Source organism: Methylomicrobium album BG8 (assembly GCF_000214275.2).
Taxonomy (GTDB): Bacteria; Pseudomonadota; Gammaproteobacteria; order Methylococcales; family Methylomonadaceae; genus Methylomicrobium; species Methylomicrobium agile.
Genome location: NZ_CM001475.1, coordinates 192536 through 213230 on the forward strand (window position 1 = coordinate 192536; position 20695 = coordinate 213230).

18 protein-coding genes, 1 tRNA gene and 1 pseudogene are annotated in these 20695 nt (G+C 50.2%); 9 read left to right on the plus strand and 11 right to left on the minus strand.

Annotated features, from left to right (window positions below; all coding sequences use genetic code 11):
• The first annotated feature begins 1 nt into the window (after position 1).
• The 4 genes from METAL_RS00960 (at position 2) to METAL_RS20280 (ending at position 4476) form a co-directional block, all read left to right on the plus strand.
• Positions 2-1225: a competence/damage-inducible protein A gene (locus METAL_RS00960; protein ID WP_005368727.1), complete on the plus strand. Its 1224-nt coding sequence runs from the start codon at positions 2-4 to the stop codon at positions 1223-1225.
• A 2-nt stretch (positions 1226-1227) separates the two neighbouring features.
• Positions 1228-3123, plus strand: coding sequence for an ATP-binding cassette domain-containing protein (locus METAL_RS00965; protein ID WP_005368728.1), 1896 nt, complete (start codon positions 1228-1230; stop codon positions 3121-3123).
• A gap of 69 nt (positions 3124-3192) precedes the next feature.
• Positions 3193-3280 (plus strand) — tRNA-Ser (locus tag METAL_RS00970).
• A gap of 434 nt (positions 3281-3714) precedes the next feature.
• Complete coding sequence (locus METAL_RS20280) at positions 3715-4476, plus strand: SIR2 family NAD-dependent protein deacylase (protein WP_005368729.1); 762 nt, start codon at positions 3715-3717, stop codon at positions 4474-4476.
• A gap of 144 nt (positions 4477-4620) precedes the next feature.
• On the opposite strand, the gene METAL_RS00980 is transcribed toward METAL_RS20280, so the two are convergent.
• The 3 genes from METAL_RS00980 to METAL_RS20290 all read right to left on the minus strand — a co-directional run bounded on the left by METAL_RS00980 (position 4621) and on the right by METAL_RS20290 (position 7947).
• Entirely contained in the window at positions 4621-6384 is a 1764-nt protein-coding gene (locus METAL_RS00980) for a hydrogenase maturation protein (protein WP_005368730.1), read from the minus strand.
• Between the two features lie 190 nt (positions 6385-6574).
• Positions 6575-7372 (minus strand): putative carbohydrate binding protein, encoded by a 798-nt coding sequence (locus tag METAL_RS20285; RefSeq protein WP_005368732.1) that lies wholly within the window; start codon positions 7370-7372, stop codon positions 6575-6577.
• 263 nt (positions 7373-7635) lie between these two features.
• Entirely contained in the window at positions 7636-7947 is a 312-nt protein-coding gene (locus METAL_RS20290; protein WP_005368742.1) for a hypothetical protein, read from the minus strand.
• A gap of 500 nt (positions 7948-8447) precedes the next feature.
• On the opposite strand from METAL_RS20290, the gene METAL_RS00985 reads away from it, so the two are divergent.
• Positions 8448-8852 carry a helix-turn-helix domain-containing protein gene (locus METAL_RS00985; protein ID WP_005368744.1) on the plus strand — a complete coding sequence of 135 codons (405 nt, stop codon included), beginning with the start codon at positions 8448-8450 and terminating at the stop codon, positions 8850-8852.
• Between the two features lie 522 nt (positions 8853-9374).
• Positions 9375-9599 (plus strand): annotated as a pseudogene (gene tnpA / locus METAL_RS00990) (IS200/IS605 family transposase); the annotation flags it as partial.
• 216 nt (positions 9600-9815) lie between these two features.
• Here tnpA and METAL_RS00995 read toward each other — a convergent pair.
• From METAL_RS00995 to METAL_RS01010, 4 genes are all read right to left on the minus strand, one after another.
• The gene (locus METAL_RS00995; protein WP_005368748.1) at positions 9816-10574 is read right to left on the minus strand and encodes a DUF2490 domain-containing protein; all 759 of its coding nucleotides are present in this window, start codon (positions 10572-10574) and stop codon (positions 9816-9818) included.
• Positions 10575-10645: 71 nt separating this feature from the next.
• Positions 10646-11002: a YgiW/YdeI family stress tolerance OB fold protein gene (locus METAL_RS01000; RefSeq protein WP_005368751.1), complete on the minus strand. Its 357-nt coding sequence runs from the start codon at positions 11000-11002 to the stop codon at positions 10646-10648.
• Between the two features lie 110 nt (positions 11003-11112).
• Positions 11113-12510 carry a sensor histidine kinase gene (locus METAL_RS01005; protein WP_005368753.1) on the minus strand — a complete coding sequence of 466 codons (1398 nt, stop codon included), beginning with the start codon at positions 12508-12510 and terminating at the stop codon, positions 11113-11115.
• Positions 12507-13166, minus strand: coding sequence for a response regulator (locus METAL_RS01010; RefSeq protein WP_005368755.1), 660 nt, complete (start codon positions 13164-13166; stop codon positions 12507-12509). Before METAL_RS01010 ends, METAL_RS01005 begins: the two co-directional genes overlap by 4 nt.
• Before the next feature lie 242 nt (positions 13167-13408).
• Here METAL_RS01010 and METAL_RS01015 point away from each other — a divergent pair, with 242 nt between their 5' ends.
• Together METAL_RS01015 and METAL_RS01020 are read left to right on the plus strand one after the other, a co-directional pair.
• The gene (locus METAL_RS01015) at positions 13409-14719 is read left to right on the plus strand and encodes an MgtC/SapB family protein (RefSeq protein ID WP_031430431.1); all 1311 of its coding nucleotides are present in this window, start codon (positions 13409-13411) and stop codon (positions 14717-14719) included.
• Positions 14720-15135: 416 nt separating this feature from the next.
• Complete coding sequence (locus tag METAL_RS01020; protein WP_005368759.1) at positions 15136-16077, plus strand: YfdX family protein; 942 nt, start codon at positions 15136-15138, stop codon at positions 16075-16077.
• Between the two features lie 512 nt (positions 16078-16589).
• Here METAL_RS01020 and METAL_RS01025 read toward each other — a convergent pair.
• From METAL_RS01025 to METAL_RS01040, 4 genes are read right to left on the minus strand one after another with little or no spacing between them, the layout of a single operon-like run.
• Positions 16590-17660: a sulfotransferase gene (locus METAL_RS01025; protein ID WP_005368761.1), complete on the minus strand. Its 1071-nt coding sequence runs from the start codon at positions 17658-17660 to the stop codon at positions 16590-16592.
• Positions 17657-18025 (minus strand): hypothetical protein, encoded by a 369-nt coding sequence (locus METAL_RS01030; RefSeq protein WP_005368763.1) that lies wholly within the window; start codon positions 18023-18025, stop codon positions 17657-17659. Before METAL_RS01030 ends, METAL_RS01025 begins: the two co-directional genes overlap by 4 nt.
• A gap of 18 nt (positions 18026-18043) precedes the next feature.
• Positions 18044-18259, minus strand: a complete 216-nt coding sequence (locus METAL_RS01035) for a hypothetical protein (protein WP_005368764.1) — start codon at positions 18257-18259, stop codon at positions 18044-18046.
• On the minus strand, positions 18249-19610 hold the full coding sequence (locus tag METAL_RS01040; protein WP_005368766.1) for an arylsulfotransferase family protein: 1362 nt from the start codon (positions 19608-19610) through the stop codon (positions 18249-18251). The genes METAL_RS01035 and METAL_RS01040 overlap by 11 nt, the downstream gene beginning before the upstream one ends.
• A gap of 177 nt (positions 19611-19787) precedes the next feature.
• On the opposite strand from METAL_RS01040, the gene METAL_RS22045 reads away from it, so the two are divergent.
• Entirely contained in the window at positions 19788-20081 is a 294-nt protein-coding gene (locus METAL_RS22045) for a transposase (RefSeq protein ID WP_213069426.1), read from the plus strand.
• The last annotated feature ends 614 nt before the right edge of the window (positions 20082-20695 follow it).

The following is a 20695-nucleotide window of genomic DNA, read 5'->3' on the forward strand; positions in this document are numbered from 1 at the left end:
CATGCCGATCCTGGAAATCTTTTCCCAAGGCGAGGAAATCGTCACCGGCCAGACCGTCGACACGAACGCCGCCTGGCTCTCCGAGCAAGCCGTGCAACTCGGTTTTACGGTCGCCCGGCATACCGCGGTCGGCGACAAACTCGGCGACCTGATCGGCTTGTTGAAGGAAATTTCCGAACGCGCCGACTGCTGCCTTTGCACCGGCGGGCTCGGGCCGACCAGCGACGACCTGACCGCCGAAGCGGTCGCCAAGGCGTTCGGGCTGCCGCTCGCATTCGACGAGATCGCCTACCGGCAGATTCAAGCCTATTTCAGCAACCGCCAGCGGCCGATGCCCGAGGTGAACCGCAAGCAGGCCCTGCTGCCGCAAGGTTCGATCCGCCTCGACAACGACTGGGGCACCGCGCCGGGCTTCGCCTTGCAGGCCGGCCGCTGCTGGTTTGCGTTCATGCCCGGCGTGCCGTCGGAAATGCGCAATATCTTTCTGGAACGCGTCAAGCCGTTGCTGCCTGATCGCTTCGTGTTAACCCCTTCCAGATTGGTCACGATCAAAACCGTGGGGATCGGCGAATCGGACATTCAACAGCGTCTCGACGGACTCCAAATACCGCCTTCGGTGCAACTCGGCTTCCGTGCCGGTATCGACGAAGTACAAACCAAACTGTTGTTTCCGGCGGATTATCCGGCTGAAGAAACAGCCGCATTGACTTATACAATCGCCGAACGCTTGAGCTCCCGCTTCGTATTCGGCATCGATGGACTCACCGAAAAAGTCGGCAGCCTCGCCGCGGTCGTCGACAAACTGATGTGCGAGACGGGAGCGGCGCTAGCCGTCGTCGAGACTGTCAACCAGGGTCTGCTCTCTGCCAAATGCATGGGATCTGCCTGGCTCAAGATCGCCGTATTTGAACGGTCGCCGAGCGCATTGTGCGAACGTTTCGGCACAGCCGTTGACGAAAATGATTTGAGCAAGACGGGAGCGCGACTTGCGAAAGCATTACAAGATCAACGGGCGGCCGATTTTGTACTGGTCCAGCTTCATGAAGGCAGCCAGTCCCAATTCCGCGACAAAGACCGGACGATCATCCTCTATAATACGTTGTTGACCGAAAATTCCTTTCAGCAAAGCCGCCATATCCTGGCCGGCCCTATAGAGCGCAAGCAAAATCAGGCCGCGCTGTTCGGGCTCGATCTGCTGCGCCGCCACTTACAAGACAATCGATAAACATGCCGTTACTACGCTTAACCAACCTTTCGATCGCCTTCGGCGTTCATGCCCTGCTAGACAACGCCAACTTCCAGCTCGACGCCGGCGAACGGGTCGGCCTTTTGGGCCGCAACGGCGAGGGCAAATCGACGCTGATGAAGATCATCGCCGGGCAGATCCAGGCCGACCACGGCGAAATCTGGCGCCAGCCCGGCCTGAGACTGGCCTGGCTCGAACAGGCCCCCGATCTGCCGGCCGATGCGACGATCTATGATGCAGTCGCCGGCGGACTCGGCGAACTCGGCGAGTGGCTGACCCGCTACCATCATCTGTCGCAGTCCGCGCACGACGAGCAGGCATTGCGCGAACTCGGCGAACTGCAGCACAAGCTCGAAGCGCATAACGGTTGGCACTTCGGCAACCGCGTCGATACCACGCTGAGCAGGCTGGCCTTGCCCGGCGACCTGAGGATCAGCGAACTGTCCGGCGGCTGGAAACGCCGCGTCGCACTGGCCCGCGCGCTGGTGATCGAGCCGGAAGTGCTGCTGCTCGACGAGCCGACCAACCACCTCGACTTCGAAAGCATCGCCTGGCTCGAAGAGCAACTGCTGATGTTCCAGGGTGCGGTCTTGTTCGTCACGCACGACCGGGCCTTCCTGCAAAAACTCGCGACCCGGATCGTCGATCTGGACCGCGGCAAACTGGTGTCCTGGCAGGGCAGTTACGACGACTACCTGCGCCGGAAAGCCGCCGCGCTCGAAGACGAGGCGAACCAGAACGCCGAATTCGACCGAAAACTGGCCGAAGAAGAAGTCTGGATACGCCAGGGCATCAAGGCCCGGCGCACCCGCAACGAAGGCCGCGTGCGCGCCCTGGAGCAACTGCGCCGCGAACGCGCTCAGCGCCGCGAGCGGCAGGGCACGACCAGCATGATCCTGGAGCGCGGCGAAGCCTCCGGCAGAAAAGTGATCGAAGTGAACGACATCCGCTTCGCCTACGGCGACCGGCCCATCGTCAGCCATTTTTCGACGCTGATCCAGCGCGGCGACAAGATCGGCCTGATCGGTGCGAACGGCGCCGGCAAATCGACGCTGCTGAAATTGCTGCTGAAACAGATCGAACCGGACAGCGGCACGGTCGAACAGGGCACCCGGCTCGAAATCGCCTATTTCGACCAGCTCCGCGACCAGCTCGATCCCGAAATGACCGTCGCGGACACGATCGCGCACGGCAACGATTTCGTCGACCTGCCCGGCGGCAAGAAGCATGTGATGTCGTATCTGGCCGACTTCCTGTTTTCGCCGGCACGGGCCCGTTCGCCGGTCAAAAGCCTGTCCGGCGGCGAAAAGAACCGCCTGCTGCTGGCCCGGCTGTTCACCAAACCGGCCAACCTCTTGGTGATGGACGAACCGACCAACGACCTCGACCTCGAAACGCTCGAATTGCTTGAAGAAAAACTGGTCAATTACGATGGCACGCTGCTGTTGGTCAGCCACGACCGCGCCTTTCTGGACAACGTGGTCACCGGCGTCTTCGTGCTGGACGGCACCGGCAACATCGAGGAATACGTCGGCGGCTACAGCGACTGGTTCCGGCAGCGCCCCGAACCCGGACAGAAAGCGCAGCCGGCCAAGAAAGCGCCGGAAAAGGAAAAAGCCGAGCAGCCGCAGCCGGCCAAAAAGAAAAAGCTCAGCTACAAGGAGCAGCAGGAACTGAACCAACTGCCCGAACAAATCGAACGGCTCGAAACGCGCCAGGCCGAACTGAACGGCCTGATCAATTCGTTCGAGTTCTATAAGAACGACCAGGCGACGATCGCGAAAACGATGGACGCACTGAACCAGACCATCGCCGCGCTGGAGCAAGCCTACCAGCGCTGGGACGAATTGGAAGCGCTGGCCGGTGAAAATGGCTGAGCAAGACATTGCCAAAAAAGCGAAAAACCGGTATCATTGGCGGTTCCCATACTGATGGGCTCAAAATTCGGAGAGATGGCCGAGCGGTCGAAGGCGCACGCCTGGAAAGTGTGTATACGGCAACGTATCGAGGGTTCGAATCCCTCTCTCTCCGCCAACTGAGCATTTAACGAGATTCAAAAAACCCGCAAGTTTACTGGCTTAGCGGGTTTTTTATTGTCCAAAAAAGACCCAACTAAGTTCATTGACATACCGTCACACTGGACGGTATAAATGGCGGTATATCGCACTTTGCCGGAGCTTGTACCGTCATGCCGCTCTCAGATACCGCCATCAGCCCTGTAGGTCGGGCACGCTTTTTGTGCCCGACATTTGCAGGGTTTCAATTGGGTAGCGGTTTCAGATATTGTTGCAATAGCAGAGCAAAATTGCCTCCTAAACGTCGGGCAACGATGAAGCTGTTACCCGACCTACCCGGCTGTGCTGATTCGGTAGGTGTGCAAGAATGACATGCTGCGCGGGCTGGATAAAATTCCGAACATCGTAGCCTGCAAGTCTTAGGTCGTCCTCATGAAAATTCGAGCGTAAGTAATGTTTTCCAATGATTTTTTAATGGGCTTGCTCAGAGCCGAACATATCGTCGTATTTACCGGCGCAGGTATCTCGGCAGAAAGCGGGATACCGACTTTTCGAGATGCACAAACCGGACTATGGGAACATTATGATCCACATGCCTTAGCCAGTCCCACGGGGTTTATAGCGGATCAAGCTTTGGTTTGGGGCTGGTATGAATGGCGGCGAATGCAAGTGTTAGAAGCTGCCCCTAATGACGCGCATTATGCGATCGCCGAGTTGGCGAGCTTTGTCGAGCGTCTGACCGTCGTTACTCAAAACGTCGATGATCTGCATGAACGCGCCGGCAGTTGCGGCGTTACACATTTGCACGGCAGCCTGCATCATCCCCGCTGCTTCGATTGTGGCTCTTCTTATGCATTTCCTTCCGGTCTTCCCGAGGAACCGGCGGGAGGGAGACGCTTAGAGCCGCCCAGATGCAGCGAATGCCAGGGCGCTATACGTCCGGGGGTGGTTTGGTTTGGCGAAACATTGCCGTCATCGGCATGGGAGATTGCCGAGCAAGCGGCGATGGCTTGCGATGTATTTTTTTCTATCGGGACTTCCGGGTTAGTGCGGCCTGCCTCTCAACTACCGGAAAGAGCGAAGCTGCATGGAGCAAAGATCATACAAATCAATGCTACGTCTACGCCGCTAGATAGTCAAGTCCATTACAACTTCCAAGGCCGTGCCGGAGAAATTTTACCGGCGCTGCTGCAATCCCTGGAGGACTTATTTTAACCCGTGTATAAAGCCCTGTAGGTCGGGCACGCTTTTTGTGCCCGACATTTGCAGGGTTTCAATTGGGTGGCGGTTTCAGATTGTTGCAATAACAGAGCAAGATTGCCTCCTAAACGTTGGGCAACGATGAAGCTGTTGCCCGATCTACCCGGCTGCCATGACCTCTTCATTTTTTCTGTGAAAAGCAATATTACTTGGCGTTTTTCCGCAAGTTACTTTAGTTACTTTAAAAACAAATCGTTCACGGGCATAATGATAACTACGATCCTTCCCATAAAAATTAATACGCATTTCCTTCAGCTCTTCCTCGAAATAACTCGATAAAGGTTTCTCGCGATCTTCCTTTTTCCTATCGAAATTCTTTTGGGAAATAAACCCAGAAAACACAACCTCATCATGCACAGTTTTGTTGATTTGGCTGCGGATTTCATTATAAAAATCACTGTGATCCATATCCAACACATAGTTTATCAAACCTAATGCATGTGCCTTTACAGGGCTAATTGGCAAACATTTGGTAACCAATTTTCGGGCTTCATCCTGATTTTTTACATACTTTTTAAGCATATATGTATGTGCTTCCGAACCATATAGGCCGCCCATATTTCTATAATGCGGATTTATCGCTATATTCTTTCTCGCATAGCAAATATCGGCAGCTCGACCAAGATAAAAGCCACCAGCACCGGCACTACCTGAAAAAACACTAAACACCATTTTGTCTGTGGTATTAACTATTTCATTTACAATCTTATTGATCGCTAGAATATTGGCCCAAGATTCATCAGCTTGCTTTTTGTGCTTTTCGTTTTCAGTTAAGCTAAAAGCGCCCGCATGTTCGATTGTATTTAGATGAATGCCATTAGAAAAACAATCTTCACCACCCATTAAAACAATTGCCTTAACATTGAGCGATTTTAAATACCGATAGACATCGAGCATCAAATTACATTGCTCTGTGCTCATTGCTCCATTATGAAATTCAAAATGCAAATAGGCGATATTGTTTTCAATAACATGCCAAACTTCTTGCACAGGCAACTGTCGCCCTTCTTTTTGGTAATCAATATCAACTTTTGGCAATTGAGCTTTTAAATGAAGCATTGCTGGAAGTTTAATGCCTGTATTATCGGCTGTTTTTGGTTTCAAGTGGCCAATCCATACCCCACCATCAACTGTCCCGATACAAACCGCCTTATTAGCTTGAGCGATCAAAACCCCTGGTTTTCCGGAGAAATCTTTAGCGACATAGGCATTAAACAGAAAATATTCTTTTCCGTTAACAATATCCAGCACGCCTGGAGTGCCATCAGCGGCACGAATTTTTCTGCAAATCAATTCAGCAGTATCCTTTTTCCAATCGATTTTTCGATCCGCTTGCTTGAGAAATGGCTGAAAAGATCCTTTTATGGAAGGATCGCTGTAATCCAAGGGTACTGGTTTGAAATGCGTTGAACTAACGCACATCAACAGTGTTTTCAAACTTTTCAGGGCAGCATCCGAAATTTCGCGATTGTAGATTGAGCTTTTTGTTGTCCAGCGGGTTTGAAAATTATGCGATGTCCAAATATCTCCCGCATCCATTTCATCGTCAGCTTGCAACAAGGTGACGCCCCATTCGGCATCGTTTCGCATGATCATGTGATCCAATGAAGAGGCCGAACGGTCACCGCGAATACCTGGATGCACGATAATGCAAAGCCTTTTATTATAAATCTCGGCTGGAATTTTTTTAGTCAAGAATGGGCACACAATGATATCTGGGTCAAATCTTTCAACACCATCGATCAGATGTTGATCGTCATCGTGATGCAATTCAACAGAAACATCATGATTATTATCTCTCAATTCATTAAAAAATTTTTGAGTTAAACCATTAAATGCTGTGGATACCAACAAAATTTTCATCAATTTGTACGCGAGAAACACCGTCCTTTAGGGGTGAGGGATAGCGCGTTGGCCTCGGCCAACCCTGACCTCGCTTTTTCCTATGTTTACGCTATCTTCGATTGTAGAAAATATCCGTAGCCCAAATGTCGGGCAACGATGAAGCTGTTGCCCGACCTACCGGGCTACCGGGCTTACTTGGCGTGTACGATCAATTAGGTGCTACGCCGGTAAAGGCAACGGAGAACGAAGCATTGGGATTCGCCTCATCAAAATAATAGAAAACGCCGCCAAAATTAACAGATGTTGGAAGCGTATCACTAGATGGCGGGTAATCAACAGTACACTTAAGAGTTAGTGATAAGCTTGATCCAGGAGCGAGTTTCGCAAAGTTTTTACTATCTAATCGCCCTGTACTATTATTACCAGGTGAAGCATCTAGTCCACTGGGACTCCTTTGTTCGCAAGCTCCACCCTGGTTGGTAGTTATATAAAAAGAACTACTTTTTGCTAATACATAAATATCTAATGATGTTTTGTTTGTAATTGTAAAGCTTGTCGTCACGTCATCAGTGTAAGTACCATTATACTTACCACGAATCAACGATACGGCAGTGACCTGAGCATTAATAAATTGGTTTTGATACGTTAACGCGATGGGTGTTGGCGCAGGATGCCCTTGTAAATAAGCTACGTCGTCACTTAGCTTATTCACTTGGCTAGATAAAGTATTCACGCTGGTATTAGCGGCATCATGGTTCGGTGCTAGGGTAAACCATTGGCTGGAGTCGGTGTCCGGCTCAATATTCAAATTTTTAACCAAAGCCAAATAGACTGCGCCGTTAAATGTCACAATATTGCCTGGCTTATATTTGGTCGTGTCATTCCAGGCTCCACGAAACTTATTGATGGTTACATCTGCGGATAGTGGCGAGATGGGAGTTGCGGCAACGCCGATACTCAGAAAAAATGATAATGCCATCTGCTGAATTTTATTCTTAAAAATCACGTTGTCTCCTACTCATTGTCGTTTATTTACAAAATTGGTATGTCCGCACTTTAATTAATCGAATACTCGATAATGTGCAGATTAACTTGAGAATATTCAGCATTGCGACAAGTAGTTTTCTGCCTGCCTTAATCATTGTTAGTTGCATACCTAACGCTTTCTAGCTCGTAGCCCGTAGCCCGTTTTCGCGATAGCAAAACACCAACAGGCTTCAAAGCCTGGTGGATTGCCTATCGGCGAATCCACCTTACCGGGTTATTCCATTAGTAATGGAATATAGATGCGTTAATCGGCTCTCCCTTTTTCGCACATCTTGGCGCATTGACTAAACCAAAGGTGACAATGTTTCCACCGTTAATGACACAACTTAATTCTCTGCTGCCATCTTTGGTCTTGGCAATGTAATAGGTATTCGTCATTTCTGTCCGTCTATTCTCGACTGTTACCTCTTGCGGAGAAACGCCGATGATTCCTGCGGTTTCAGAAGCAATACGCTCATTCGAGAGGAGTTGAGAAGTGCATCCTGTAAGCAAAACTCCTATACTCAAGTAAAGCAAATTCATCTTTTTTGACATCGTTACTCCATTGTTGCCCATTGCATAGATCTAGCGGAGTTGGGCATTCACCGTTAAATCGTTTTGTAATTCGTATGACGATCAATTCGCGCATGCCCCAGCCCTGTAGCCCGACATTTTCAGGTTTTAATTGGGTAGCCGGTTTCGGATTGTTGCAATAGCAGAGCAAGATTGCCTCCTAAACACCGGGTAACGATGAAGCTGTTACCCGACCTACCCGGTTCCGCTGGCACTAATCGGTTTAATCGATGAATTCCATGCGGGTTTTAGTTTTGACAAAAACTTGTCAGATTTTATAATTGGCCGATATTCAATTGGCTTTGCCGTACGGAAGTTGCCGTTAGCGCATATCGCTCAAACAAATCCGGCCGGTACAAGCGATTCCCAAAACACCGCTAGTAACGATCAGCATCACGCGCCAATGACTTCATTTTAATTTAAGGGCCGATGCTGATTACAGATCGAAAAAGAGTGATGACAACTCAATTTAGGGGTATTTGATGCAAATTCACGAAAAGCTGAGAGTGATGCGGCAATGGAAAGGCTGGACGCAAGAAGCGCTTGCGGAGAAGCTCGGCTGTGCAGTCAATACTTATGCAAAAATCGAGCGGGGAGAAACAGCTATCAAGTTAGATAAACTGGAAAAAATCGCTCACGCGATTGGCGTGGATACGCAAGAACTGATCGATACCAACGATAAAACGGTCTTTAATTTTGCGGAAAATTGTACGCATAGCAATTTAGCGCACACCATTCTTTTGACTGAAGCTCAATGCGTTCAGGAACTCGAAAAGGCGCATCTGATTATCGATCACCAGAGCAAAGAAATCGATTGGTTAAAAGAAGAAATCTCTCGACTGAAAGAAATCATCGATCTATTGAAACGCGCTAAAACGGCAATTTAGCACGGTAGGATGGGTAGCATGAAGTGAAACCCATTACAACCGGAGTCGCGATAATTGGGTTATGAGCTGAAAATAAATGTATGTCTCCTTTTTGGCTTGCGGCCGAGTATGGGCGTGGGGTTGATGGGTTTCGGCCACGCCTCTACCCATCCTACAGGCTGTTATCCACGTCAAGCGTAAGAGCAAAGTTGTAGGGCGTTTTCGCGATAGCAAAACGCCAACAGACTTCAAACAATGGCGGATTGCCTGGCGGCGAATCCCCGCCCTACAAGAGGGCCATAGGATGTGCTGAACGAAGTGAAATGCATCGTTCGTGATCGTTCACGAGAGAGGTGCCCCAAGCGGGACGGGATTGCAATCCCGTCTCTGCCGTTTTAACAATGCAACAAGCCGTGTAGGTCGGGCAACCGCTTTATCGTTGCCCGAGGATCCTGCTTCGGAATGTTGCGCGGGTCTGAAACCCTGTTACCTTTCAAAGCATGGGAAATGTCGGGCACAAAAAACGCGTGCCCGACCTACACGTCTATGGCACCGAGCGAAATAATGAGGCGAATCAAGGGTCGGACATTGAGTTATCTCTTTGAAGAGTTTCCGCATTTGAAGAAGCGTTATTGGGGGCAACACTTTTGGGCGCGAGGGTATTTCTGCGCCACAGTAGGGCAGATGAAGGAAGAGATGATCAAAGATTATTTGGAGCATCATTTTGAACCCAACCCGAACGATAATTTTAAGATGGAGCCGGATTAAGACGCGTCGTTGAGTCGACGCGTATCCGGACTTTCAGTCCGTTACTCGAACCCACCTGCTTTAGCAGGTGGTTGTTTAGTCAATCTGAAAATGCTCTAGCGCATCCAGAAGCCAAAACAATCGTGACGGTCAAAGCACAAGATAGGTCCGAAAATCGGTAGTCTTTCATGACAAGCGGGTTGCTGTGGTCATTTGATATATTTAAACCGTATGATATTAGAATCGATAACTTAGGTTGGCATTCACGTTATGCGTGAGAACTACGTCACCGCCGGTTTCCTGAATGGTTTGCCCCACATACCCCAGGTCCACGCCGAGCTGCCGGTTGAGTTGGAAACTGAATCCCACCATCGCGCGGTTTTCGCTGAAACCCGTCGCCCCGAAACTATTGGCGTTCAGATGGCAGAGCACCTCGTCGCCCAAGTACAGCGACAGTTTCGGATCGATGAATGCCAGGGGAAGCCGGAGCGTGGCCATTTGTCGCAGACGGATACCCACGTTGCCCGTAGACTGGTTGACCCGCTCTTCCAGACGGGTGCGGAGCTTGGCCTTGAAGCGCGCGACCGGAAAGTCGAACAGCAGGTCCTGGTAGGGCCGGCTTTCGTGGTAGTCGGTCTTGCCGAGAGAATGATGCCAATCATGGACATAGCCCAGCCAGACGCTGGCGTAGGAATTGACGGAAAAGCCCATCTGCGCATAGAACTGGTCTTCGTTGAGGCGCCAGGCAGAGGGACTGTCGTCCCGCAGGCGCGTCTGATCGATAAGGGTCCAGCGGAATCCCCGAAGCCCGGGAGAGAAATCGCCGAGCTTTCCGGAAAGAGTGAGCGAACTCCAACTGCCCGCCATGTTTTCCACGGAATCGGCTTGTGCCGTTGCCCCCCACAGGCTGCCCGCCAGCAGGACGAACCCAGCCGATCTGGCGGGCAATTTGTGGAAATGAAGATTGTTTAGCGCTTTGCTAACGATTCCGGACATCGTTGGCATCCGTATTGTTTTGCAAAATTCATAAAAGGGAACGGAGCGAAGCCAGCCGTTCCCTGGATAAATCAAGGCAACACTTTGAGTTGTTTGACCTCCAATTCTTCCGCCTCGCCGAAGTCTTTGTCGAACTCGCCGCTGATTTCCACTCGGGTCTTGGCGTCAAGGGTTTGGCCGGCCGGCAGCAGTTGCGGTTCGATTTCCACGCGCAATTTACCGCTGTCATCGGCAAAGGTGTAATGTTTGCCGCCGTCGTGCGACACTAGCCGGCCGCGTAAGGTCGCGTATTGGTCGTCCGTGCCGGTATCCAGCAATTGCTTGACGGTCATGGCCGGCACATTGCTTGGGCCGGCGTATTCCGCCAGCGCGGCATTGGCAACGAAAGCGAGAATAATCAAGGTCGTTAAGGTCGATAAGCGTTTCATGGCTGCTTCTCCAAATAATCGATAAATGAAAGGCACGTCCCGTACAAACGTGGGTATGCACCGGGATCGTGGCAACCATTTGACCATGCGGCGATGAAGCGAATATGAAGCTAAACGGCGTTTTTTTCCTGCCCGGCGATGGGAAAGTCCAGCACTGCGCTCAAGCCGCGTTGATCGAGGCCGGTCTCGAAATGCAGCGTGGCGCCGTGCAGCGCGGCAATGCGCTCGACGATGGACAGCCCTAGGCCGCTACCGCTCCGGTCGCTGCCGAGCACCCGAAAAAAACGCCCGGCCAGCCGACTGCGCTGGGATGCTTCGACTCCCGGACCGTCGTCGCGCACCGCCAGACGTATCCCGCCGGCAATATACTGCGCTTCGATGCGCACCCGGCACCCCGGCGGGCAGTAACGCAGCGCGTTGTCGAGCAAATTGCGCAGCGCGATACGCAACAGATCCGTGTTGCCGACTAATGCCGCCACGCGGCACTCCACGGCCAACCCGATCTGTCCGGTTTCGGCTTGGGGCAAATGATAGCAGCGCAGTTCGTCGAGCAAATCCGGCAACGCCACAGGTTCGCGCGGCAATGCCGACGCCTGGGCGGCATCGAAACGGGCCAGCGCCAGCAGATTTTCGATCAGCGCGGTGCAGCGGTCGGTGTCCTGGTAGAGCTGGCGTAACGACGGCCGATGCTCGGGATGCTGCCGTTCCAGCAACTGGATCTTCATCCGCAGCGCGGACAGCGGCGTGCGCAATTCGTGGGCGGCGTCCGCGGTGAAGCGGCGTTCGGCTTGCAGCGCATGGTCCAAACGGCCCAACACGGTATTGAGCGCATTGACGATCGGTTGCAATTCCACCGGTTGTTCGACAACCGCCACCGGCGTCAAGTCTTCCGGCGTCTTGCCGGCGATGGTCAACGCCGTTTGTTCGATCGGTCCGATCAACCGGCTGATCGCCAGCCAGATAACCGCGCCGAGTAATGCCAGTAACGTCATGGCCGGCCAGATCAGATCGTCCGCCAATTCTTCGAGAATTTCGGTGCGTGCTTCCAGCGGCTGGCCGACCTGGACTTCGAGGCCGCCCTCTTCGTCGCGCAAGACGAATACCCGCCACGGCGCCATGCCGACCCATGCGGTTCGAAACCCTTTGTGCCGATCGAAATCGGTCACGAACGGTTCATCGGGGGTCGGCCCGGTGCGGCGCAATACGCGGTTATTGGCGACGAGTTGGTAATAAATGCCGGCATGGCGGCGATCGCGGTCTATCGGGTCGGTATTCGCCACGGCCGGCCCGGACAAATCGGCTCCCGCCGCGCGAATCAATTGCGCGGCGTCTTCCAGACCGTCGTCGAACACATCGTTGGTTTCGTCCCAGGCAATATTGACCATGATCGCCAAACTGATCGACCATAACAGCGCGCTGGCCCCCAGCACCGAAACCAACAATCGCCTACGCAGCGAATAAACGCCGCCGGTCTTGCCGCGCAGCCATTGCGAAAGCCAACCGGTCACGGCGCTTCCAGCACATAACCCAGGCCGCGCAGGGTGCGGATCAGGCGGCGCCCCAGCTTTTTGCGCAGGTGGTAAATGTGTACCTCGACCGTATTGCTTTCCACTTCCTCGCCCCAGCCGTACAGGGCGTCTTCGAGCCGATCGCGACTGACCGGCCGGCCGCCGTGCAGCATTAAGGCATGGAGGATGGCGAATTCTCGTGCCGTCAACACGACGGCCGCCCCGTTTTGGGTAATCTGTTTGCCTGCCGGGTCAAGCACGATGCCGCCGTGACGCAGCACGCCGGCGGCCTGCCCGGAGCCGCGCCGGATAGCGGCGCGGAGGCGCGCCGATAATTCTTCCAAGTCGAAAGGTTTCACCAGATAATCGTCGGCGCCGAGATCAAGGCCCGCAATGCGGTCCGACAAGGCGTCGCGGGCGGTAATCAGCAATACCGGCATGTCGTTGCCATGAGCCCGCAGGCCGGAGAGCAAACGGTCTCCGCTCAATCCCGGCAAACCACGGTCGAGTAGCAGGCATTGGTAAGGCTGGGCGCGCAACGCCGTTTCGGCATGGTCGCCGCGTTTAACCCAATCGACCGCATAGCCGTCGAGTTGCAGCCAGGATTGCAGGGTGGCGCCTAACGACGGATCGTCTTCGGCGAGCAGGATACGCATAATTTATCGAAGGCGGGCTATATCGATTTTAAAAGACCTGTTCAAGGATTAGGCTATCTCGTCATTATTGTTAACTTTTGCACCGTATTTGACAACTCTCTTTTTTCGCTCGGAAGTCGACTAACTCAGAGGTTGAAGACTAACAATCCAACGGATTGGATATTATCGTGTATTTGGGATAAGTGAGCTTTTTCTTAAGTGTTGAATATAGAATCTATTAATCATTAAATTTTTAAAATAACATGCAGAATCAATCCATTTTGTTGCCTACGATTATTTGGCCTTACGGCGAAACTTTAATTCGTTTGTCGCTGAGTCTGATATTAGGTTTGTTAATCGGGCTCGAGCGAGAAAGACGCGACAAAGAAGCCGGTCTTAGAACATTCGGATTTATTGGATTACTCGGCGGAATAGGAGGCGCAATGGGGGAAAATTTTGCCTTACTGAGCCTTTTCCTGGTCGGGCTATTGACGTATACCCTAAATATTCAATTATTGCATACTAAAAAAACTATCGAGTTAACAACCTCCGCCGCCATGTTAATCACCTGTTTCGCTGGCATTCTATGCGGACAAGGACATACCATTTCTCCCGCGGCGGTTATGGTTATAGTCACCGCACTTTTGGCCTTGAAAGAACCTCTAAGCGGTTTTTCGGTCGGATTAACGGAAAGCGAACTACGTTCTGCACTACTTTTGGCGATTCTGGCCATTGTTATTTATCCGGCACTACCATCCGGTTCAATTGGTCCCTGGAAATTGATCGATCCAAGAGCGACATGGGTGACAGTCATATTAATTTCAGGCATAGGATTTGCCAACTATGTTCTTTTAAAGATTTATGGCGCGCGAGGCACGGAAATTTCGGGTTTTTTAGGAGGATTGGTAAATAGTAATTTTACTGTCATTGAACTTACCCGTCGCCTTAAAGATAACGATAAGTTGGTCGACTATGCTTATAGAAGCATATTATTGGCAACAACGGCGATGTTAGCGCGTAATGCGATGCTCTTGCTTATCCTGGCGCCAAATGTTTTATTAAATAATTGGCTGGCGTTTGTATTGATGTTTTTTACAAGCGCCGTTTTGGTTTTAATCAGCCAGCGTAGTGGTAGAGCTATCGTCGAAAACGAACCCATACAATTAAAACTGGGTTTACCGTTTTCTTTATGGACTGCCTTGAAATATGGTTTTATATTTCTAGTCATTCACATATTTGGAACAATATCCCAAAGTATTTTCGGAGAAACCGGATTTTATACCGTTAGCATTATTGGCGGGTTAATGTCGAGCGCCAGTGCCGTGGCCGCTTCAGCCAATCTTGCGTCGCACGGAAGCATTTCGGCAGCACTCGCAAGTAAGGCTTCGATATTGGCTTCGTTTGCAAGCATTGCTTTTAGTTTTTCATTTGTTCTTCAAACCAGAAATGGTTCTTTGATTAGAAAATTAGTTACTTCTCTATTTTTTGTAGCCGTTGCGGGGCTTACAGGGACAATTTTTTCAGAAAGGTTCTTGCCGATATTAATCGGCTTATACGAATCAAGGATGGGATAGCGATGGAACGGTAATTGTATTTAACAGGCTCAGAATTAAAATTCTGAAACCCTTGTAGTAAGCGGATTGCAGGCAATCGTTCGATCGTCTCTCTCCTATCGGTGGTATTCAACCAAAATCATGCGTTTATTTAAACCATTAAAAACATCTTTTTTGAGCGGACGCACCCTCCCGTTTAAATCAAATTGATGGCATGTACATTCAAGGGAAATGAAAATAAGTCTAAGTCCTTCAAGGGTTTTTAAATATCTGGACTAATCGGGTCAGCCCCTTCGGAATTACTACTTTATATGATGGCACACAGTTTGCTTTTTCCTTTGCGAAGTAATAAGAATCTTTTTATCCAATCATGGACAATCCCTGCATGAGTGAATTTTGCACGGCTCATGACGGTTCTTTCACATACGAGGTAAAGCATGAAAAGTTATCAATTGAAAAAATCCGGCCTAGCGATAGCCATCGTATTAGCCGCGTCTGTTGGAACAATGCAGTCGATTTCGGCGGCTCCCCCTACCGCTACAGTTGGCCCTTCGGCGAAGTTGGGAGATAAAGAGTCCCAGTCTTTGAAGCAAAAATTTCTGGGCGAAAGACAGGTACAAGTCGAGCATGAAGCATTGGAAGCTATCGCCGGTACTCAAAATGCATTGATAGCCTTGCAAAAACAGGATTCGAAAAAGACAAAGGCATTATTGCAGGAGGTTTCGGGTAAGCTGGATATTGTTTTGGCTAAATACCCAGATCTTGAACTCATTCCGGCCAATGTCGAAGCCGATGTCAACGATTTCGAACTGAACGGCAAGTCCGCCGACGTCAAGGATGTGCAGACCCTGCTTAACCAAACCGATACCCTTCTGGCGAAACACAAAGTCCAAGATGCCCGTAAAATTCTGGACCAGTTGGTCAGTGAAGTGCGAATTACCACCACAAGCATTCCTTTAGGCACATTCCCTGCCGCCATTAAAGACATCATTGCCCTCATCGACAAAGGCAAAATGGATGAAGCTAAAACGGCGTTATACGAAACCCTAAATACGCTGGTCGACATTACTGAAATGATTCCTTTGCCGCTGTTGCGGGCGGAATCGATGTTAACGGAAGCGTCTGAGTTGGAGCATAAAGAGGATCTATCGCAGCAAGCCAGCCGAGAAGCCATTCAAAAATTGACCAATGATGCCAAAAGTCAATTGTTATTGGCCGAAACATTGGGCTATGGTGAAAAAGAGGATTACAAGCTGCTTTATACCGCTATTGACGATATAAAGGACGTAATTCATTCAAAAAAATCCGCGGCTGCTTGGGATAAGGTCAAAAGTACCTTCTTAAATCTCAAGAATAAAGTGATTCATCCGGAAAAATAAATATTAAAACTCTAGCCGAGTAAAGTCGGTGAATAGAAAAACCAAGCTTCAAAGCGAGGCGGATTGCCTAGCGGCGAATCCGCCCTACAAGAGCTACAAGGATGTGCTGAATGAAGTGAAGCGCGTCGTTCGTGATCGCGCACCCTATGTCAACGCAAGAAAGCGCCTCTCTCGCGAACGATGCGCTTCCCGATGGTCAGCGCATTCTACGAGCTATCGATATGGGTTTGCACGGAATATGCGCAGAGCGACTCGAAGTCAAAATCGCAGCAAGGGTTGCCGGGGAGGGTTATAGGCTTTCTTAAGCTTTATATTCTCGAAGCATGGCTTTAAGTGATTCCAGATGCGCGTAAGTAGGGTATTGACATTTTACGCCTACGCAATCAAGGCTACGCCTACCCGCCGAAGATTGGGAGCTGGAATCGTGGCCCCCGATGCCGAAGCTACGCACCGCCATACAGTCCTTTTATAGCGGGCAGTGGGTGCGGGAAACATAAATATTCTACCGTTTTTCAACAGCCCGTTATATTTTCGGTCTTGGGATGTTGTTTAGGATCGGCGATCTTGGCCGCAGCCGCTTGTTCGAGCGCGTTATATAGCGCATTCGCGTGCTCGATCCGTTCAATTGATGATGGTAAATGCTCGGAAGGCGGCGCCGAAAAATTTGCAGGGATATTAGGAATGTCGACAAATTTACAGATGGCTTTCCAATATTCCGGCTCCCGGCACAGGCGCTGATACGACACCAACATCACATTCTGCGGGTTGTGCTCGGCAAGAAATTCGAGCAGGTACTGATAATATTGGCACCAACGGTCTAGCCAGTAGTCGAGGGTTTTTGGATCGCCTTCGATGGGTTGATTTTTTTTAAAAATAAAAGGCCTGTGGGTAGCGCCGAACTCATGATGAGCAAGTAACTCCATATAAGTCCGAGTAAATGGCGGACTCGTGAGGAACTTATTGTGTTGATTCAGAAGACTACTGGCCTGGTCATGGGGATCGCGGAAAAGAATCAAAATGGCTGCGTGGTTACAGTAGCGTGCCAGGCTTTTTATTCTGAGAATATGATTGTTGTTTTTTGCGAGATAGCGCGCTTTGCCGTACTTCTTACACACAAGATCCTGATAACTTTCGAACGCGCGATGGGTCTCCAAAGAAATCTCGTGAGGTCTTAGACTTGTGCGCTGAATATATTCCTTTCCATGAAAGGTACGCCAGAAAACTTCCTCGAGCGCTTCCGGTGAATCAAAGTCAACTTCGATCCCGTCGCCATGAGCGCGCTCACTTTTGATGCGAACCTTCTTATTTTTTGACGTCATTCGTCGCCAAAGATTGGGTGCCATGACAAAGGGCATGTCGTCGTAGGTCAAAGATGCAAATTGACCGGACTCGTACAACGATCTCATCAAAATAGTTGTCCCAGCGCGGGCAAGCCCTGTGATGAAGACCGGCCTATGAGTCAATTCAGATGCTTTTTTTTCTTCGAAAATCGAGCATTCCAAATCAAATAGAAACTCGTTTATAAATGATGAACCGAGAATAAAGCGATGAAGGATCTGATCAGAAATCGAATAACCGGTCATCTAGAAAATTTCATTCGAATCATGAGGTATACAACCGATGTGGCAACCATTATCGATAACGTGAACGGCTTTGTGAGATCGACGATCGTCCTGATGAAGGAGGGTGAAAGCGCCCAAGAAATAAGCAGAATGGGCGCCATGATCAGAGCGATTAATATCGGCAGGAATACACTTTGCTTAAAGATCCGAAACGCATAGACCGGTAGAATTTTTTCTTTCCAATCATCGGAAATATGTTTTGATAAGAGTATCTTTTTTGATCTATGCAGTGTATCGACCAAAGTTCTAGCTGTTTTGGGCAGAGGCAACCACAGTACCATTTCACTACTCAGACAGGTAGCGCCAATAATGGCTAATTCATTCATATTTTTTCTTTGAATTTTTTAATGCCGTTCGTCATGTGCCGGCGAACGATTCTTTCTCTTTTTTAACGCCCGCTTGATGGGATAGTAAATGACGGCAAATATGCTGAGAAAGATCGAGGCAATGATACCCAGGACACTTGCAATAACACCGGCCCCCATGCCAGGGCCAATGTAGGCGTATGCCGGCGTTGACATTAAGATAAAAATCAGAAAGGGTAAATAGCTAGTTTTCATAACATTGGCTCTCTTTTATGGCGTTTCGTATCCGGTCTCCACGCGCTCTAGAGATTAACCGAGACCATGATACGTAGTAGACTTTGCCGTTCGATGCGCGGTTGATATATTGCCAGATAATCTCTCCCCGGTTATTGAACTGGAGCAATCGCCCATAGTTCGTTTCCTCGACAAAGATCTCATCGGAACTGATGATTTTTCCGCGACCTTCCGTGGGGGTGCGGATATCCAGAGATGTAAACGCATTCTGGAAAGGGGAGGTAACGGAATCCGACTGAAAATCGAAAATATACACATTGTTTGAACTATCGACAACCAAGTTTTCAGTGGATTTATCAAATTCAAATCTGGCATGATTGTCAAAGACGCTGATTCTGTGATCATCCAAAATGTTGACATCGTGTTGATGGATCCACGGTCCCTGCTTGTACCAGAGCACTTGATTGGCACTGGGGCGGTACAATAAGATCATGGATAAATTGCGGATGCTCAGAAAGATGTCGCCCGTTTTCCAATAGAGGCCATCTTTCCGAACCGGTTGAATATCATTCAGATGGATTGGATCGTCATTGTAGCGGCCCATCCCGTAAATCAGGTAGCCCAAACCGTTCTGATCCAGTATGGAGATGATGGACTTTTCTGAAAGCACCTTTCCATCAGGGGTAAGCAATGCAATCCCATCATCGGAAAATTGCTTGCTGCCGATTTTTACCGTTTTGGGTACAAAATGTTTGGGAATCCAGAAATTGCCCTTGTCGTCTCTTTCAATTGAATGGTGATATGAAGCTTGGTCATTTATTAGGCTGAGATTGGAACAAAGATCGGCTGAAAGCAAAGGACCTTGTACTCCTGTTAGGATCGATCCGTTGTTCAATAAATAGGCGTGTTGGTTGCGAAACCGCTTTGTCGCATGATCGACTTCTAGATGATTGACCCGTTTTGATTGTTTCCAGAGCGGGTCCACATCAAAATGCCATCGATGCAAGGTTTCCTGAGTGTTCAAATCAACCAATTCGGACACGGACATGCCAAGATCAAAGTCATAGCGATTGAGCAGGAGGTAGCCTAAATCGGGACGCTCTCCGGCTTGATAATTGAACACAAACCCGGAGTGACCATCGAATCGCTGTTCGTGCGCTTCCATGGCGGCTTTGCCATGCTTGCCTTTAATGATTGTCTTGGCGGTAGACGGAATGGCTGCGATGGTATCGGCCCATGCGCCAAATTGACCGGAATTTCCTCCTTCGTGATAGCGTACGGCGGCGCCAAAGAAAACTGTTCCCGCCACACCAAAAATTCCAAGGAGAACGACAATCCAGACTTCAATTTTTTTAAATAAAAACTCTTCCATCGTATTAGTGATCAATGGCACAAGGAACCCAATAACAGTTCCTAATTATCTGGCCGTTTAGATTTTCTAACTGACCGGGATAATAACACAACCTGTAGGGGAAGCAATTAAGAATTTAAAATGGCGGAACCGGTTGGCTTTGTCGCATAAATCCCCAGCGGCCCCAAATTTAGGGAAATGAAGAAGCCGAAAACCTGCGGCAAGCTCAAGAATTGGCGAGCGTACAATGAATCCCCGGTCAATCGGGGCGCCTTGACGCTCTGGTTTGAAGACCCCCAGATTGAAAGCCGGCACCAACCGGAGCGGTCCGGTTATCGCGGTAGCCCCATGACCTATTCCGATGTGGCGATCCAGTGCGGGCTAACTATTCCTGTTGCCGTCGCGGACAACCTAAGGCTTCCAGAAGCCGTTAGAATTCGGCAATCTGCATTTCTCCGATTACGCTTCGCTAATCGGAGAAATGCAGGCTGATGGCAGTTTTGATAAGTTTGTTGATGTGCTGAACCATTTTCTTATAAGGTCAGCCAAGCTATTTTGCCGAACGAGAAGTTCGGGATCGCCCTCCGTTATGCCCTGTATCGTTGTTTTACGATGCGATTCGCGGTGACGGTCCGGGCTTCGTCTAGAGCATTTTCGTTTTGGGTGTTACGGTCATAAGCCATGCCGCAAAGTGAGGGGAAACGCGTCATTCCGGCAGGGATTGCCGGACGACTGCAGGGATGCAGGAGATACGAGCCCAAGGAAGGGCGAGGTAGATCGCGTCAGGAACACGCGATCGACGAGCCCAAGGAAGGGCGAGGTAGATCGCGTCGGGAACACGCGATCGAGAGCAACGCAGGGAGCGGTTGCCGAATCCAGAAGCCAGGGATGGTAAGCTTTAATGCATCCCTGCAGTCTGGATCTCGGCACAAATCTGTCTGGAACAGATTTGCATTGACCCGAAGGGGGCCAGGCAGGAAAGCCTGGCATGAATCCCTGCCGAGATGACGATTTGACTTAACGGCATTATCGCCCTATAGGCGATATGAAAATGCTCTAGCGAGGCTCTCTACCGCTATCGGCGGGAAGGGTTCGGCCGGTTGGCG

Coding starts and splice junctions, on each gene's coding strand:
- METAL_RS01000 (WP_005368751.1), bottom strand. CDS start 11,002: ATGAAACGCTTATCGACCTTAACGACCTTGATTATTCTCGCTTTCGTT.
- METAL_RS01015 (WP_031430431.1), top strand. CDS start 13,409: ATGCAGAATCAATCCATTTTGTTGCCTACGATTATTTGGCCTTACGGC.
- METAL_RS20290 (WP_005368742.1), bottom strand. CDS start 7,947: ATGTCAAAAAAGATGAATTTGCTTTACTTGAGTATAGGAGTTTTGCTT.
- METAL_RS00960 (WP_005368727.1), top strand. CDS start 2: ATGCCGATCCTGGAAATCTTTTCCCAAGGCGAGGAAATCGTCACCGGC.
- METAL_RS00985 (WP_005368744.1), top strand. CDS start 8,448: ATGCAAATTCACGAAAAGCTGAGAGTGATGCGGCAATGGAAAGGCTGG.
- METAL_RS22045 (WP_213069426.1), top strand. CDS start 19,788: ATGAAGAAGCCGAAAACCTGCGGCAAGCTCAAGAATTGGCGAGCGTAC.
- METAL_RS01030 (WP_005368763.1), bottom strand. CDS start 18,025: ATGAATGAATTAGCCATTATTGGCGCTACCTGTCTGAGTAGTGAAATG.
- METAL_RS00980 (WP_005368730.1), bottom strand. CDS start 6,384: ATGAAAATTTTGTTGGTATCCACAGCATTTAATGGTTTAACTCAAAAA.
- METAL_RS01025 (WP_005368761.1), bottom strand. CDS start 17,660: ATGACCGGTTATTCGATTTCTGATCAGATCCTTCATCGCTTTATTCTC.
- METAL_RS01020 (WP_005368759.1), top strand. CDS start 15,136: ATGAAAAGTTATCAATTGAAAAAATCCGGCCTAGCGATAGCCATCGTA.
- METAL_RS01035 (WP_005368764.1), bottom strand. CDS start 18,259: ATGAAAACTAGCTATTTACCCTTTCTGATTTTTATCTTAATGTCAACG.
- METAL_RS20280 (WP_005368729.1), top strand. CDS start 3,715: ATGTTTTCCAATGATTTTTTAATGGGCTTGCTCAGAGCCGAACATATC.
- METAL_RS01010 (WP_005368755.1), bottom strand. CDS start 13,166: ATGCGTATCCTGCTCGCCGAAGACGATCCGTCGTTAGGCGCCACCCTG.
- METAL_RS01040 (WP_005368766.1), bottom strand. CDS start 19,610: ATGGAAGAGTTTTTATTTAAAAAAATTGAAGTCTGGATTGTCGTTCTC.
- METAL_RS00965 (WP_005368728.1), top strand. CDS start 1,228: ATGCCGTTACTACGCTTAACCAACCTTTCGATCGCCTTCGGCGTTCAT.
- METAL_RS00995 (WP_005368748.1), bottom strand. CDS start 10,574: ATGTCCGGAATCGTTAGCAAAGCGCTAAACAATCTTCATTTCCACAAA.